The sequence below is a fragment of the Streptomyces sp. NPDC059037 genome (assembly GCF_042740015.1).
In the GTDB taxonomy this organism is placed as follows: domain Bacteria; phylum Actinomycetota; class Actinomycetes; order Streptomycetales; family Streptomycetaceae; genus Streptomyces.
Genome location: NZ_JBHYIG010000025.1, coordinates 13044 through 27975, shown reverse-complemented (window position 1 = coordinate 27975; position 14932 = coordinate 13044). Strand labels below are relative to the sequence as shown.

Genomic DNA, 14932 nt, shown 5'->3' with positions numbered 1-14932 from the left:
CCCCTTCTACGCCGCCTTGGCCCGCCGCGCGAGGTCCGCCCATACGGCGGCGACGCGCTCTGCTAGGCCCTCCAGGGGGCCGTCGTTGTCGATGACGACGTCGGCGATCTCCCGCCGCTTCTCGCGCGTCGCCTGGGCGGCCATCCGCGCGCGGGCGTCCTCCTCGCGCATGCCGCGCAGCCGCACCAGACGGTCCAGCTGCGTCTCGGGGCTCGCGTCGACGACGACCACGAGGTCGTACAGCGGCGCCAGGCCGTTCTCGGCGAGCAACGGCACGTCGTGGACGACCACCGCGTCCTCGGCGGCGGACGCCTCAAGGTCGGCGGAGCGGGCACCGACCAGGGGGTGCACGATCGAGTTCAGTACGGCCAGCTTCTGAGGGTCGGCGAAGACGATCCCGCCCAGCTTCGGACGGTCGAGGGTGCCGTCCGGCGCGAGAATCTCCCGGCCGAAGGCTTCAACGACCGCCGCCAGACCCGGAGTTCCCGGTTCCACCACCTCGCGGGCGATCTTGTCGGCGTCGATCAGCACCGCTCCTGACGCGACGAGCAACCGCGAGACTTCACTCTTGCCGGCGCCGATACCGCCGGTCAGGCCCACCTTCAGCATGACCGGCAGCTTAGGCGGTGGCGTCAGACGTCGCCCTCCCGCTCGGCGAGAAAGCGTTCGAATTCCTGGCCGATCTCGTCGGCCGACGGGATGTCCACGGGCTCCGCGAGCATGTTGCCCCGGTCCTGGGCGCCCGCCGCCGCGTCGTACTGGTGCTCAAGCCCCTGGACCAGGGCGACCAGATCCTCGTCGCCCTCCTGGATCTGCCGGTCGATCTCGGTCTGGGTGCGGTGCGCCTCGGTGCGCAGGCCGTGCGCGATGCCGGGAAGCACCAGGCCGGTCGCCGCGGTGATCGCCTCCAGGACCGTGAGCGCGGCGTCCGGGTACGCGGAGCGCGCGATGTAGTGCGGGACGTGCGCCGCGACACCGAGTACGTCGTGCCCCGCCTCCAGGAGGCGGTACTCGACGAGCGCCGCCGCGCTGCCCGGCACCTGCGCCTCGTCGAAGGGGCTGCGGTGCCCCGGCACCAGGTCGGTGCGGTTGCCGTGCGGGGTCAGGCCCACGGGCCGGGTGTGCGGCACGCCCATGGGGATGCCGTGGAAGTCCACCGAGAGGCGTACGCCGAGGCGCTCGACGATCTGCCCGACGGCCGCCGCGAAGCGCTCCCACTCGACGTCCGGTTCGGGCCCGGAGAGCAGCAGGAAGGGCGCGCCGGTGGCGTCCTGGAGGAGCCGCACGTCGAGCGTGGGCACCTCGTAGTCGGTCCAGCGCTCACGCTTGAAGGTGAGCAGCGGGCGGCGCGCGCGGTAGTCGACGAGCCGGTCGTGGTCGAAGCGCGCCACCACCTGACCCGGCAGGCTGTCCACGAGACGCTCGACGATCTGGTCGCCGGTCTCGCCCGCGTCGATGTATCCGTCGAAGTGGTAGAGCATGACAAGTCCGGCCGATTCCTGGGCGAGCGCCATGTCGACCACGTCGAGGCCCTTCGGCTCCCATGCGTACAAACCCTGCGGATCAAGCACTGTGACCGCTCCTCGCCCTCTGCATCGTGACTCGTACAGCAGAACGCCCGCCGGGGCACGGGCATTCCCTCCCGCGCCTCTTCACAGCGGCTTCTTACGTCACGTACATCTGGCCGGCCGGCACGCGCGCACCTAGGCGGCCAGCACGCGCGCGTGGAGCTTGCTGATCGCCCGGCGTGCCGAGGTGAACGCGCCGTGCTGCCAGGCGTCGGTGTAGCTCAGCCAGTCACCGGCGAAGTAGACGCGCCCCGTCGGCTCGTTGAGGGGCTTGTAGCGCGGGTCGTCGGGGCCGCCGGGGGTGTCGTGCCAGGCCGCCTCCAGGTACGGCGTCTGGCGCCAGTGGTGCGAGAAGGACGAGTCGAGTTCGGTGCGGTACTTCTCTCCGTAGATCTTCACTCCCGCCGCGACGGCCCGCTTCTCGCGTTCCTTGGGGGTGAGTGCGGCGTACGTGTCGGCGTCCTTGTCGTAGTTGTAGTAGCCGACCAGCAGACCCCGCTCTCCGTGGAAGCCGTGCGACGGATGCCAGATGTGGCTCACGTCCAGGTCGGTCTCGGTGATGCCGCCGTAGATCTTGTGGTCGAGCTCCCACCAGCGCGAGCGGTACTCCAGGCCGATCTTCCCCGCGGACTGCGGGGTGATCGCCTCCAGGGCCCGCTGGACGCCGGAGCCGAGGTTGTGCGGGACCTTGGCGAGGATGTTGGGCGGCAGCGCGCCGATGCAGAAGTCGGCGTCGACGGACCTGGTCCTGCCGCCCTGGGTGTACGTGACGGTGACCCCGTGCCCCTTGTCGGTGATGCGGGTGACGGCCGCGCCCGTACGCACCTTGTGCGCGCCGATCGCCCGGGTCAGCGCTTCGGGTATCCGGTCCATGCCGCCGACCGGCTGGAACATCAGCATCGCCTGGTCGAAGCCGAACTCGAAGGAGAAGTAGCGCCCCACTCCGCTCGCGAACACCTCGGAGGCGGAGGGGACATCACCGAGCGGCACTCCGGGGGTGCCGGTGGCGGCCGGGACCGTCCGGTAGCCGCGCCGGTCGCCGCCTTCGTACGTCATCTTGTCGCCGAGTTCGCCGAAGTCCTTGAGGAACTCGGTCAGTCGGTCCTGATCGGCGGTGCTGAGCTCCTTGTCGAGCGCGCCCTTGTCGGTGGCCTTGGCGAGCAACTCGGAGACGTAGCCGTACACATCGGCCTTGGCGGTGCGGTAGCGCATCGGCTCGGACATGCCCGCCGCCTCGTTGAAGATATAGGCGTCGGCGTTCGTATTCGTGAACACCTCTAGGGGTACGCCGAGTTCGCGGCAGTAGTCGAGCGTGACCATCCACTGCGGGATCCGCCCGGGTCCCGCGTTCATGTACTGGCCCTCGCCGAACCTCGCGGTCTGCCGGTTGCCGTACAGGTCGACGGTCGAATCGCCGCCGCGCACCGTGTAGTTGCGGCCGCCGGCGCGGTCTCTGGCCTCCAGGACCGTACAGTCGTAGCCAGCCTTGCCGAGTTCATAGGCGCTGGCGAGACCGGCGATGCCGCCGCCCACGACGACGACTTTCGCGGCCGCGCGACCGTGCAGCGTGAAGTCGCCCGCGCTCGGCGCCCGGAAGGGCTTTTCGCGCTGTGCCGCCTGCGCGGTGGGCGCCATCCCGAGCGCGCCCATGGTGGCGAGCATCGCGCCCGCGCCGCCCGTGATGCCGACATCGCGCAGGAAGGCGCGACGACTCGTACTGGTACCCGGCTGGGTCTGTGCCATGGCTTCGGCTCCCCTGTCGATCTTGCTGGACGCAGGGATCCTGGCAACGGCCTGTTACAGCACGGGAGTTACTCGTGTATCCGCCACGTTTCTCTCCTCGCACACTTCGCACCCACCCCCTCACCCACCCGCCTTAGTCCAGACCTTGACGCGAACATGCCCCACCCGTACGTTCAGAATCACGCCCGAAGTTCATGTAGAAGAACAGCCACACGAACAGAGAGGTCACCCCCACATGCGCACCCGACGCACCCTGCTCCTCTCCGCGCTCGCCGCGACGGCGGCCACCGGAGGCCTGGCCGTCGTGGCCACGGCGTCGCCCGCCCCGGGAGCCGCCGAGGTCATCGAGGTCTCCACGGCCGCCGAGCTCAAGTCCGCGCTCACCGAGGCGTCCCCGGGCGACACGATCCACCTCGCCGACGGAACGTACTCCGGAAACTTCAAGACGAGCACGGCCGCGAGCTCTGGCTCCCGCATCACGCTGACCGGCTCCTCCAAGGCGGTACTCACCGCGGGCGGCGGCTACGGCCTGCACCTGAACGGCGCCTCCTACTGGACGGTGCGGGGCATCACCGTCACCGGCGGCCAGAAGGGCATCATGATCGACTCCGCCCAGGGCGTCGTGGTCGACACGGTCACGGTCCACGGCCTCGACATGGAGGGCGTCCATTTCCGGAAGTCGAGCGGCGACGGCGTCATCAAGAACTCGCGGATCTACGACACCGGGAACGACGACAGAGGCATGGGCGAGGGCGTCTACGTAGGCAGCGCCAACACGCTCTCCGACAAGAGCGACAACGTACAGATCATCGGCAACACGATCGGCCCGGACGTCGGCGGCGAGGCGATCGACCTCAAGGAGGGCACGACGGGCGGCAAGGTCTCCGGCAACACGTTCGACGGCAAGGGTCTGACCGGCAACCACTACGACGACTCGTGGATCGACGTGAAGGGCAACGACTACGTCGTCGAGAACAACACCGGCAAGAACACCACGAACAACGGCTACGAGACCCACACCCAGCAGTCCGGCTGGGGTTGCGGCACGGTCTTCCGCGACAACAAGTCGGTCCTGACCGGCTCGACGGGCGACAGACAGCTGGCGATCAACGTGACGAACTACAGCGACGACTGCAAGACGACGGTGTACGCGAGCAACACGGTGACGGGCGGCAAGGGCCTGACGAACATCAAGGTGACGCCCTAAAGCAACGTCCCGAAGGGACGAGCCCTTAGGGGCGCGGGGAACTGCGCGCCAAGCCCCCACCGAACCCGCACCCGCACCCGCACCCGCACCCGCACCCGCACCCGAAAACAGAACAACGGGCCCGCATCTCCGAAGAGATGCGGGCCCGCAGTGTTCAGCTACCGCCTAGAGAGAGCGACGCGTGGTCAGCTCTGACCGCCGGCAAGCTTCTCGCGCAGAGCGGCCAGCGCCTCGTCCGAGGCCAGCGCACCAGAGGTGTCGTCCGACTCCGAGGAGTACGAACCACCGCTGCTGCTGCCACCGGCAGCCGGCGCACCGGCGGAAGCCGGAGCGGCAGCGCCCTCGGCCTCGGCCTGGGCATCCGCCTCGCGGGACTTGATGACCTGGGCCTGGTGCTGCTCGAAGCGCTGCTGCGCCTCGGCGTACTGGCCCTCCCAAGCCTCGCGCTGGGTCTCGAAGCCCTCGAGCCAGTCGTTGGTCTCGGGGTCGAAGCCCTCGGGGTAGATGTAGTTGCCCTGGTCGTCGTAGGACGCGGCCATGCCGTACAGGGTCGGGTCGAACTCGACGGCCGACGGGTCGGCACCGAAGGACTCGTTGGCCTGCTTGAGGCTCAGCGAGATCCGGCGACGCTCGAGGTCGATGTCGATGACCTTGACGAAGATCTCGTCGTTGACCTGGACGACCTGCTCCGGGATCTCCACGTGGCGCTCGGCCAGCTCGGAGATGTGGACCAGGCCCTCGATGCCCTCGTCGACGCGCACGAACGCACCGAACGGAACGAGCTTGGTGACCTTACCGGGAACGACCTGCCCGATCTGGTGCGTGCGGGCGAACTGCTGCCACGGGTCTTCCTGCGTCGCCTTGAGCGACAGGGACACGCGCTCGCGGTCCATGTCCACGTCGAGAACCTCGACGGTGACTTCCTGGCCGACCTCGACAACCTCGGAGGGGTGGTCGATGTGCTTCCAGGAGAGCTCGGAGACGTGCACGAGACCGTCGACGCCGCCGAGGTCCACGAACGCACCGAAGTTGACGATCGAGGAAACGACGCCGGAGCGGACCTGACCCTTCTGCAGGGTCGTGAGGAAGGTCTGACGGACCTCGCTCTGGGTCTGCTCGAGCCAGGCACGGCGGGACAGGACCACGTTGTTGCGGTTCTTGTCCAGCTCGATGATCTTGGCCTCGAGCTCCTTGCCCACGTAGGGCTGGAGGTCGCGGACGCGGCGCATCTCGACGAGGGAGGCCGGAAGGAAGCCACGGAGGCCGATGTCGAGGATGAGACCACCCTTGACGACCTCGATGACGGTACCGGTGACGATGCCGTCTTCTTCCTTGATCTTCTCGATCGTGCCCCAGGCACGCTCGTACTGAGCGCGCTTCTTGGACAGGATCAGACGGCCTTCCTTGTCCTCCTTCTGGAGAACCAGGGCCTCGATCTCGTCACCGACAGCGACGACCTCGTTCGGGTCGACGTCGTGCTTGATGGAGAGCTCGCGGCTCGGGATGACGCCTTCGGTCTTGTAACCGATGTCGAGCAGGACCTCGTCCCGGTCGACCTTCACGATGACGCCGTCGACGATGTCGCCGTCGTTGAAGTACTTGATCGTCTCGTCGATCGCGGCGAGGAAGGCTTCCTCGTTACCGATGTCGTTGACCGCTACCTGCGGGGTGGTGGCGGTGGTCTCGGTGCTGCTCGTCATGTGGGTAAGGGCTCCGGTACGGACAGAGAGTCGTAGGTACTGCTAGCGCCGGAGCCGATTTCGCTCTGAAGAAGCCGGACAGCCTTGGAAGCGCCCAATCCAGGTTTCCGGAGAAACGGAAGGCGCCTCGACAACCGAGGGGTTTACAACAGACGCGAGCGCAGCCTGCTATGTCTGAGGAGCGCAGGCTCGCAGCGCAACTTGTAGCATACGGGGGCAGCCGGACAGGGTCAATGCGCGAAGGCGCACACCCGGGGCGGATCGCCGCAATCCCGGCACAAATGCTGTCGCATGAGGCCACACGGGCCGCAGCGCGCCCTGCCGCGACGCAGGGGGGGCACGTCCCGCTGCACCGAGCCGCGACAAGTCAGACGGAAGAGTACGACGATGGAGCCGATCATCCAAGAGTCCGAGCTGCCCGAGACGCCCGAACCGGAAGCCACCCGGCGTGACGCCGACATCACGGAGAGCAGCCGCGCCAATCGCGGCTGGTGGGACAGGAACGCGGACGAGTACCAGATCGAGCACGGCACCTTCCTGGGGGACGACCGTTTCGTGTGGGGTCCCGAGGGGCTCGACGAGGTGGAGGCCGAGCTGCTCGGCCCGCCGGAGGACCTGAAGGGCAAGGATGTCCTGGAGATCGGCGCGGGCGCGGCGCAGTGCTCGCGCTGGCTCGCCGCGCAGGGCGCGCGCCCGGTCGCCCTCGACCTCTCGCACCGCCAGCTGCAGCACGCGCTGCGGATCGGCGGCGGGGTGCCGCTGGTGGAGGCGGACGCGGGGGCGCTGCCGTTCGCCGACGGCAGCTTCGACCTGGCGTGCTCCGCCTACGGAGCGCTGCCCTTCGTCGCCGATCCGGTGCGGGTCCTCAAGGACGTGCACCGGGTGCTGCGGCCCGGCGGCCGGTTCGTGTTCTCGGTGACGCACCCGATGCGCTGGGCCTTCCCCGACGAGCCGGGCCCGGAGGGTCTCTCCGTGGCGGCCTCCTATTTCGACCGCACTCCTTATGTAGAGCAGGACGAGAAGGGAAGCGCCGTCTACGTGGAGCACCACCGGACGGTCGGCGACCGGGTGCGGGACGTGGTGGCCGGCGGCTTCCGCCTGGTCGACCTGGTGGAGCCGGAGTGGCCCGCGTGGAACACGCAGGAGTGGGGCGGCTGGTCCCCGCTGCGCGGGAATCTCATCCCGGGCACGGCGATCTTCGTCTGCGTACGGGACTGACTGCCTACGTAGACAGTGCCTGTGTAGGCACTGTCTACGTAGATACCGCCTAGCGGTCGGTCTCGTGGGCCCAGGTCAGCAGGGTGTAGACGCGGCCGCCCTTGCCCGTCACATGCTCAGGCTCCTCGTCGGTGAGGCGGAAGCCGAGCCGGTCGGCGACGGCGACGCTCGGGCCGTTGTCCGGTTCTATCTGCAGCAGGACGCGCGGCAGGCCGAGCGTCGTGTGGGCGTACTCCGTGAGGAGCCGGGTGGCGCGCGGGGCCAGGCCCTGTCCCCGGTGGGCGGCCCCGACCGCGTAACCGATGGTGCAGCGCGTGAGGCTGAGCAGGATCTCGCCCAGGGGCCGCAGGCCGTCGGTGGTGATGGCGAGGTTGATGCGCTTGCCCTCGCTCTCGCGGATCGCCTGGAGGTAGTCGCGGGCCGCGGCCTCGTCGAAGGGCGAGACGAGCGGGGTGCGGTGGGCGACGGCCGGGTCGTCGAAGAGTTCGGCCATGACCGGCAGGTCGTCGCTCGTCCACTCGCGCAGCACGAGTCCGTCGCCGGTGATCCGCAGGGGTTCGGGCATGGGATCACCGTATCCGCGTACTTGGGAGACTGGGGGGCGTGATCCGTACCGACGAACTTCAGCGCCTGCCCGTACGTGCTGCCCTGCCCGCTCTGCGCGGCGCCCTCGACGACCACGGTGTCGCCGTGCTGTGCGCGCCGCCCGGCACCGGCAAGACGACGCTGGTGCCGCTGGTGCTCGCCGGGCTCGTCGGGGACGCGCCGGTACGTCGTGTGGTGGTCGCCGAGCCCCGGCGCATCGCGGCGCGGGCGGCCGCGCGGCGGATGGCGTGGCTGCTCGGCGAGAAGGTGGGCGAGAGCGTCGGCTACACCGTGCGCGGTGAGCGCGTGGTGGGGCGGCACACGCGCGTGGAGGTCGTCACGACCGGTGTGCTGTTGCAGCGGCTGCAGCGGGACCAGGAGCTGGCCGGTGTCGATCTGGTCGTCATCGACGAGTGCCATGAGCGGCATCTGGACGCGGACACGGTGGCGGCGTTCCTGGTCGACGTGCGGGCGGCGCTGCGGCCCGAGCTGCGGCTGGTGGCGGCGTCGGCGACGACGGACGCGCAGGGGTGGGCGCGGCTGCTCGGGGACGCGCCGGTGGTCGAGGCCGAGGGGGTCTCGCATCCCGTGGATGTCGTCTGGGCGCCGCCCGCGCGGCCGGTGCGGCCGCCGCACGGGATGCGGGTGGACCCGGCGCTGCTCACGCATGTGGCGGCGACGGTGCGGCGCGCGCTGGCCGAGCGGGACGGGGACGTGCTGTGTTTCCTGCCCGGGGTCGGTGAGATCGCGCGGGTGGCGGGGCAGCTGGGGGACGCGCCCGCCGAGGTGCTCCAGGTGCACGGGCGGGCGCCGGCGGCCGTGCAGGACGCGGTGCTCGCGGGCTCGACGGGCGGTGCGCGCAGGGTGGTCCTCGCGACGTCGGTGGCCGAGTCGTCCCTGACGGTGCCGGGGGTGCGGGTCGTCGTCGACTCGGGGCTCGCGCGTGAGCCGCGGGTGGACCACGCGCGGGGGCTGAGCGCGCTGGCGACGGTTCGGGCTTCGCAGGCGGCGGGCCGGCAGCGGGCGGGGCGCGCGGGGCGTGAGGCTCCTGGGGCCGTCTACCGGTGCTGGACGGAGGCGGAGGACGGGCGTCTGCCGCGCTTCCCCTCGCCCGAGATCAAGGTGGCCGACCTGACGGCGTTCGCCCTGCAGGCGGCCTGCTGGGGCGATCCGGACGCCTCCGGGCTCGCCCTGCTCGACGCTCCGCCGGGCGGTGCGATGGCGGCGGCGCGGGGCGTTCTGACGGCGATCGGGGCGCTGGACGCGGGCACGGGGCGTGTGACGGAGCGGGGGACCCGGCTGGCCCGGGTGGGCCTGCACCCCCGCCTTGCCCGCGCCCTGCTCGACGCCGCACCGGCCGTCGGCGCCCGGCGGGCCGCAGAGGTGGTGGCCCTCCTGAGCGAGGAGCCGCCCCGTGCATACGGGGACGACCTCGCGGCGGCGTGGCGCGAGGCCCGGCGGGGCGGGGACGGCTACGCCGCACGGTGGCGGACCGAAGCCCGGCGGCTCACTTCCTCGGTCCCCGCGCCTCCGGCGCGGGATGTTTCCCGCACGCCCACCCATGACTCTGCAGTGGACAGCGACGAGCGCACCGCCGGGCTCGTTGCCGCGCTCGCGTTCCCCGAGCGGGTGGCCCGCCGGGTGGGGGACGGGACGTATCTCATGGTCGGCGGGCCCCGGGGTGAGCTCCGGGCCGGGTCCGCGTTGAGCGGGGCCGAGTGGATCTCCGTGGCCGTGGCCGATCGGCCCGTGGGTGCCGGGCACGCGCGCGTGCTGCTCGGCGGGCATGTCGACGAGGACGTCGCGCGCGATGCGGCCGCCCCGCTGTACTCCGACGCGGACGAAGTCGCCTGGGCCGGCGGCGACCTCGTCACCCGGCACGTGGAGCGCCTGGGGGCGGTCGAGTTGGCGGTGCGGCCGCTGAAGAGCCCCGACCCCCGTCTCGTACGGGAAGGGCTCCTGGCCGGGCTGCGGGAGGAAGGGACCGGGCTCCTGAACTGGTCGCGCGGTGCGAGCGAACTGCGGCAGCGGCTCGAATTTCTGCATCGGCACCTCGGGGCGCCCTGGCCCGACGTATCGGAAAACGCCCTCCCCGCGCGCGTGGACGAGTGGCTGGAGCCCGAGCTCTCCAAGGCGCGGCGCCGCTCCGATCTGGGCCGCATCGACGCGGGGCAGGCCCTGGGCCGGCTCCTGCCGTGGGCGACCGGTGAGGCGACCCGCCTGGACGCGCTCGCCCCGGAACGGGTGGAGGTGCCAAGCGGGTCCAGGATCCGGATCGACTACGCCGACCCCGAACAGCCCGTCCTCGCCGTGAAGTTGCAGGAGATGTTCGGCCTCGCCGAGACGCCGCGCATCGCGGACGGCTCCGTACCCGTCGTCGTCCATCTGCTGTCCCCCGCCGGGCGCCCCGCGGCCGTCACCGCCGATCTCGCCTCCTTCTGGCGGGACGGCTACCGGGCGGTGCGGGCGGAGCTGCGCGGGCGGTATCCGAAGCACCCGTGGCCGGAGGATCCGGTGGGGGCCGAGGCCACGCGGTTCACCAAGACGCGGCTCAGGCGTTGACGGGTTCCGGTTCGGGGGACGCCGCGGGCTGCGGCTCGCCCGGCCTTCGGCTGCGGGCCTCCAGCCAGAGGGAGAGCGCCAGCAGGAGCAGGCCGAGGCCCAGGAAGCCCCAGGGGAGATAGGACGTCATGAGGAGCACCAGGACGCGCTGGGACTTGACCAGGTCGACGGTGTTCTGGATGTAGTCCTCGCGCATCTTCACGTGACCCGAGAACACGGTGAGCTTGTCGCGGTCGCCGAGGAGCGTGCCGCCGCGCAGCTCGTTGCGCTGGATCTCCTCGCCGTAGACGGGCGCCCCGGTCGTCGGCTCGACCCAGAACTTGCGGACCGTGGTGTACCAGCGGGTGGTGCCGGTCTTGGCGAGCGACTTCGCGGTGACGCCCTTGACCGGCATCGTCTTGGGGAAGGGAACCTTGGTCCAGGGGATGGTCTGCTCGAAGTAGTAGACGTCGACGCCGCGGAACTTCTGGGTGCCCTTGTAGTGGATGGGCCTGGTGATGCGGGCCTGCGCGTCGAAGTACTCGTAGTCCCGCTTCTCGGTCAGGAAGGGCCACTTGAACTCGATGCCCTGTCGCTTGACCGGGTCGCCGTCGACCATCTCGCCCTTGGCGTTGACCGGTTCCTGGCTGTGCGCGTCGAAGATGTAGCGCTCGGGGATCTTGGAGACCATCTTGCCGTCGGCGTCCTGGACGTAGGAGAGGGCGTCCCAGACGACCACGTCGCGGTCGGCGCTCTTCTCGACCTGCTCCGAGGCCTCCACGTTGCCCTTGAGGGTCTGCACGATGGTGACCTTGTCGACCTTCTCGGCCGTCATGGAGCCGTAGTCGATGAGGGTCGGGTTCTGCGCCTCGAGGACGGCCTCCTGGTACTGGTTCGGCGGGATCTTGGCGAGGCGCGGGAAGGCGTACCAGCGCATGAGCGGGGACATCGCCGTGAAGAAGACGGCGAAGGCGAGCAGGATCAGGCTGGCCTTGCGGCGCATCGCGGCGGCCCTCCCTACGTTATGGGTGCTTGGGGACGGTGGTGAGGAGCGGCTCCGGTGAGGTCTCGCCGGGCGGGGCTCCGATCGCCGTGATCGTCAGGACCAGGGCGAAGGCGACGGCAAGACCGGTCGCGGCGGCGATGAGAGCACGCATGCGGATCCTCCCGAGGCGGGGACGCTGATGACACCGACACCCGGACGCACCGACCATGAACTGACAGGGCGTCAGGGCTGGGGCACCGTAGCAACGCGGCGGCGAGATGAGAACACGTTGCACACACAGGAACGCCCCTGCGCCGTGCGGGCGCAGGGGCGTTGCTCGGGAGACGTGCGGTGCGGCTAGGCCGCCGGGGCCGCCACCTTCAGTTCGACCGTGAGCGTCGCGCCGCCCGCGGTGGTGATGCGCAGGAGGTAGGTGCCCGCCGTGTCGTCCGCGTACATCTTCGGGAGCTTGAGCACGCCGTCGGCGTCCGTCTTCAGGGCCTTGAGCGTGCGGACCGGCTTGCCGTCCGCGTCCTTGAAGTACGGGCCCTTGTCGTTGGCCGTGGCGTCGGTCGCCGACTTGACCAAGGTCGCGGTGGCCGCGACGCGGTCGGCGGCCGCTCCCTTGTACGTCGCCTTGACCTCCACCTGGTCGGCGAACTCCGCGCCCGGCGCGCAGGTCAGCGCCTTGTCGTCGGTCCTGACCAGGGCGTCGGCCCGGCGCGCGGTGACCGTCGCCGTGTAGTCGAGGCCGGGCAGCGAGCGGCCGACGACCGTGGCCCGCACCGTGAACTCGCCGCTCTTCTCCCCGGCCTTGATCACCGGGGCGGTGGCCTTGCCTGTGGCGCTCGTGGTGACCGTGGCGCTCGTCGTGCCGCCGTCGAAGCGGGCGTCCGTGTCGCCGACGATCGCGAACTTCACCTTGGCCTTGGCCACGGCGGATCCCGAAGCGGACTCCGTACGCACCACGACGCGTCCGGCGAAGGCGTCGCCCGCCGTCGCGGCGAGCTTGCCGGTGCCGGCGTCCTCAAGGCGCGAAACCCGGTCGGTGGGCGAGGGGCTGGGGTCGGGGCTCTCGGAGCCGCCGCCGTTCGGCGGCGTGGTCGGGCCGGTGCTTCCGCCGCTGCCGGGCTCGGACGGGTTGCCCGAACCGGGCTTGTCCGTACCCGGCTTGCTGGGCTTGCCGGGCTTGCTCGGCTTCGGCGAGGGCGAACCGGAGCCGCCGGGCACCGGGCTCGGGCTGATGCCGGGCCTGCCGCCGTCGCTGCGGTCGTCCGGCAGGACGCCCGTGCCGTCGGGGATCTCGTGGGTGCCCTTGCGGTAGTACTCCAGCCACGTCAGGACGGTGGTCAGGTACTCCGTCGAGTGGTTGTAGCTGAGGATCGCCTTGTGCAGGTCGCCGCCGCCGGACTCGTCGGACAGATCGCGGTCGCTCGCGCAGAGGTAGTGGCCCGCGGCGAGCGCGGCGTCGTAGATGTTGTTGGGGTTCTTCTTGCCGTCGCCGTTGCCGTCCTGCGCCCAGGTGTCCCACGTCGACGGGATGAACTGCATGGGGCCGACGGCGCGGTCGTGCGTGGTGTCGCTGTCGTACGCGCCGTTGTCGGTGTCGGTGATCTTCGCGAAGCCGTTGCCGTTGAGGACCGGGCCGAGGATCGGTTTGAGCGTGGTGCCGTTCGCGTCGACGCGGCCGCCGCGGGCCTGGCCCGACTCGACCTTGCCTATCGCCGCGAGCAGCTGCCAGGGGAGGTTGCAGCCCGGCTTGGAGGCGGCGAGCGAGGACTCGGCCTTCTTGTACGCGTCCAGGACCGTGGCCGGGATGCCGTCCGCCACCGCGGCGTCCGCGTCACCGCCGGTGGGCGCCCCGGTCGGCGGGACGGGGGTGTTCAGGGGCGGCAGGTCCGTGTAGTAGGGCGAGTTGCCGGTCGCGGAGTCCTCGGGTGGCGGCGTGGCGCCGGATGCTCCCGCCCGCTCGTCGCGCGGGACGTCCGTCACGCCCGGGGCCTGGGAGGCGGCGAGTGCCGCCACCGCCGCCGCGGCCACCGCGGTGGTCACCGCTCCCCTGCGCAACCGCCTGCCGAATACCGCCGCCATGACTGTGGACCCCTCCCCTGGACGACTCTGCGTCTGCGTGCCGCCACCCGCGCTCTCGCGCTCATGTTCCCCTGCGGGCCGACCCAGGCGACACTACGACAACTTCCGGCGCCCAGACACCCGTTCGCGCCCGATTTTCACCGGTTGGCCGAGTCCTGTTCGGGTGGTGCTTCGGGTGGTGCCTCGGGGGTGGCTTCCGGCGTGACCTCGAACTGGCTCTCGGGCGGGGCCGAGTCGTCGGGGACTTCGCTGATCTCGCTCTCCGGGGTCAGTTCCTGCCCCGCGGCGCGGCCCTTGTTGAGCGCGCGGTGCACGGCCTGTGCGACGCGTTCGATGGTACGGACCCCGTACTTCATCGTGGGGTTGTCGTGCGAGAGGACGACGATGCGGTACGTGCGGCCCGCGGACTGGGCGGCGGTGAACGCGCCGACGCTGTGCACCCGCCAGCCGTGCGTGGAGCGGGGCAGCCAGCCGTTCTTGAGGTGGGCCTTGGTGCCGCGGGGCATTCCGGCGGGCACGCCCCAGCGCTGGTCGCGGCGCACCTCGTTCAGCTGCTTCAGGCCGCACGCGCGCGAGGCGGGGCTCAGCAGGGATATGGCCTTGGCCGTCGTGAGAACGCCGAGGAGGCGGAGCTGGTCGGCCGCGGTGGTACGGGTCAGGCCCCAGAGGCCGTACGGGTTGAGCGTGGTGTTCGTGGTGCCGGCGCGGCGCAGGTAGCGGGCGATGTAGGACATGCCGAGGTCGTCCCAGAGGCGCCGGGCGGCGGTGTTGTCCGAGCGGGTGATCATGGGGCGGATCGTGCCGCGCTCCCAGGCGGTCAGTCCGCGCCGCCAGTCCTGGGCCCGGCGCAGCGCCGCCTCCATGATCATGATCTTGGCGACGCTCGCCGTGTCGTAGCGCCGGCGTTCGGCCAGGGCGCAGTGGAGGCCCGTGCCGGGGTCGTGGACGGCTACGGAGACGGTGCCCCGCCGGGTGGCCAGGACGGCGCGGATGTCGCGGGAGAGCTGGGCTGCGAGGGTGCGGTCGCCGAGGGCCGCGCAGAAGGCGGCGCGTTGCGCCGTGCTTGCCCTTGCGGCGGTCGCGGGGAGGGGGGTGAGGAGGGTGGTGACCAGTGCCGTGGCTATCGCTATTCGGCACTTTCGCAGGTGAGGGGCCATGCGGTCATCGTGGCCGGGGCAGGTTCTCCGGGCTCGGGGACGGGGGCCACGCGGGTGAGGGGCAAACGCCGGACGGGCTGGATATCCAGCCCGTAGAGGGGGTACCCCCAGCACGGGCGCGTATAACAAACACCGCG

12 protein-coding genes are annotated in these 14932 nt (G+C 70.8%); 3 read left to right on the top strand and 9 right to left on the bottom strand.

The window, feature by feature from the left end; all coding sequences use genetic code 11:
- Window positions 1–6: 6 nt before the first annotated feature.
- The 3 genes from coaE to ACFWY6_RS08290 all read right to left on the bottom strand — a co-directional run bounded on the left by coaE (window position 7) and on the right by ACFWY6_RS08290 (window position 3311).
- The gene (gene coaE, locus ACFWY6_RS08300; protein WP_384687437.1) at window positions 7–609 is read right to left on the bottom strand and encodes a dephospho-CoA kinase; all 603 of its coding nucleotides are present in this window, start codon (window positions 607–609) and stop codon (window positions 7–9) included.
- Window positions 610–632: 23 nt separating this feature from the next.
- Window positions 633–1571: a PAC2 family protein gene (locus ACFWY6_RS08295; RefSeq protein ID WP_384687436.1), complete on the bottom strand. Its 939-nt coding sequence runs from the start codon at window positions 1569–1571 to the stop codon at window positions 633–635.
- A gap of 132 nt (window positions 1572–1703) precedes the next feature.
- Window positions 1704–3311 (bottom strand): flavin monoamine oxidase family protein, encoded by a 1608-nt coding sequence (locus ACFWY6_RS08290; protein WP_384687435.1) that lies wholly within the window; start codon window positions 3309–3311, stop codon window positions 1704–1706.
- Window positions 3312–3546: 235 nt separating this feature from the next.
- Between ACFWY6_RS08290 and ACFWY6_RS08285 the strand changes: the two genes are divergently transcribed.
- Window positions 3547–4518 carry a sheath polysaccharide-degrading enzyme gene (locus ACFWY6_RS08285; RefSeq protein ID WP_384687434.1) on the top strand — a complete coding sequence of 324 codons (972 nt, stop codon included), beginning with the start codon at window positions 3547–3549 and terminating at the stop codon, window positions 4516–4518.
- Window positions 4519–4703: 185 nt separating this feature from the next.
- On the opposite strand, the gene rpsA is transcribed toward ACFWY6_RS08285, so the two are convergent.
- Window positions 4704–6218, bottom strand: coding sequence for a 30S ribosomal protein S1 (rpsA, locus tag ACFWY6_RS08280; RefSeq protein WP_135336207.1), 1515 nt, complete (start codon window positions 6216–6218; stop codon window positions 4704–4706).
- A 387-nt stretch (window positions 6219–6605) separates the two neighbouring features.
- On the opposite strand from rpsA, the gene ACFWY6_RS08275 reads away from it, so the two are divergent.
- The gene (locus ACFWY6_RS08275) at window positions 6606–7436 is read left to right on the top strand and encodes a class I SAM-dependent methyltransferase (RefSeq protein ID WP_384687433.1); all 831 of its coding nucleotides are present in this window, start codon (window positions 6606–6608) and stop codon (window positions 7434–7436) included.
- Window positions 7437–7485: 49 nt separating this feature from the next.
- Here ACFWY6_RS08275 and ACFWY6_RS08270 read toward each other — a convergent pair whose 3' ends face one another.
- Window positions 7486–8001, bottom strand: coding sequence for a GNAT family N-acetyltransferase (locus ACFWY6_RS08270; RefSeq protein WP_384687432.1), 516 nt, complete (start codon window positions 7999–8001; stop codon window positions 7486–7488).
- Between the two features lie 38 nt (window positions 8002–8039).
- Here ACFWY6_RS08270 and hrpB point away from each other — a divergent pair, with 38 nt between their 5' ends.
- Window positions 8040–10583: an ATP-dependent helicase HrpB gene (hrpB, locus tag ACFWY6_RS08265; protein ID WP_384687431.1), complete on the top strand. Its 2544-nt coding sequence runs from the start codon at window positions 8040–8042 to the stop codon at window positions 10581–10583.
- On the opposite strand, the gene ACFWY6_RS08260 is transcribed toward hrpB, so the two are convergent.
- The 4 genes from ACFWY6_RS08260 to ACFWY6_RS08245 form a co-directional block, all read right to left on the bottom strand.
- Window positions 10573–11565, bottom strand: coding sequence for a DUF3068 domain-containing protein (locus tag ACFWY6_RS08260; protein WP_384687430.1), 993 nt, complete (start codon window positions 11563–11565; stop codon window positions 10573–10575). The genes hrpB and ACFWY6_RS08260 overlap by 11 nt on opposite strands.
- 19 nt (window positions 11566–11584) lie before the next feature.
- The gene (locus ACFWY6_RS08255; RefSeq protein WP_107099098.1) at window positions 11585–11719 is read right to left on the bottom strand and encodes an SPW_0924 family protein; all 135 of its coding nucleotides are present in this window, start codon (window positions 11717–11719) and stop codon (window positions 11585–11587) included.
- Window positions 11720–11904: 185 nt separating this feature from the next.
- Window positions 11905–13638, bottom strand: coding sequence for a lytic transglycosylase domain-containing protein (locus tag ACFWY6_RS08250; protein WP_384687429.1), 1734 nt, complete (start codon window positions 13636–13638; stop codon window positions 11905–11907).
- 137 nt (window positions 13639–13775) lie between these two features.
- A complete protein-coding gene (locus ACFWY6_RS08245) occupies window positions 13776–14795 on the bottom strand; it encodes a serine hydrolase (RefSeq protein ID WP_384687428.1) in 1020 nt (339 codons plus the stop codon).
- Window positions 14796–14932: the final 137 nt, after the last annotated feature.

What these genes read in the sequence shown, in the direction of transcription:
- coaE (WP_384687437.1), bottom strand. Translation starts at nt 609, where the DNA reads ATGCTGAAGGTGGGCCTGACCGGCGGTATCGGCGCCGGCAAGAGTGAA.
- ACFWY6_RS08290 (WP_384687435.1), bottom strand. Translation starts at nt 3,311, where the DNA reads ATGGCACAGACCCAGCCGGGTACCAGTACGAGTCGTCGCGCCTTCCTG.
- ACFWY6_RS08285 (WP_384687434.1), top strand. Translation starts at nt 3,547, where the DNA reads ATGCGCACCCGACGCACCCTGCTCCTCTCCGCGCTCGCCGCGACGGCG.
- rpsA (WP_135336207.1), bottom strand. Translation starts at nt 6,218, where the DNA reads ATGACGAGCAGCACCGAGACCACCGCCACCACCCCGCAGGTAGCGGTC.
- ACFWY6_RS08275 (WP_384687433.1), top strand. Translation starts at nt 6,606, where the DNA reads ATGGAGCCGATCATCCAAGAGTCCGAGCTGCCCGAGACGCCCGAACCG.
- ACFWY6_RS08270 (WP_384687432.1), bottom strand. Translation starts at nt 8,001, where the DNA reads ATGCCCGAACCCCTGCGGATCACCGGCGACGGACTCGTGCTGCGCGAG.
- ACFWY6_RS08260 (WP_384687430.1), bottom strand. Translation starts at nt 11,565, where the DNA reads ATGCGCCGCAAGGCCAGCCTGATCCTGCTCGCCTTCGCCGTCTTCTTC.
- ACFWY6_RS08255 (WP_107099098.1), bottom strand. Translation starts at nt 11,719, where the DNA reads ATGCGTGCTCTCATCGCCGCCGCGACCGGTCTTGCCGTCGCCTTCGCC.
- ACFWY6_RS08250 (WP_384687429.1), bottom strand. Translation starts at nt 13,638, where the DNA reads ATGGCGGCGGTATTCGGCAGGCGGTTGCGCAGGGGAGCGGTGACCACC.
- ACFWY6_RS08245 (WP_384687428.1), bottom strand. Translation starts at nt 14,795, where the DNA reads ATGGCCCCTCACCTGCGAAAGTGCCGAATAGCGATAGCCACGGCACTG.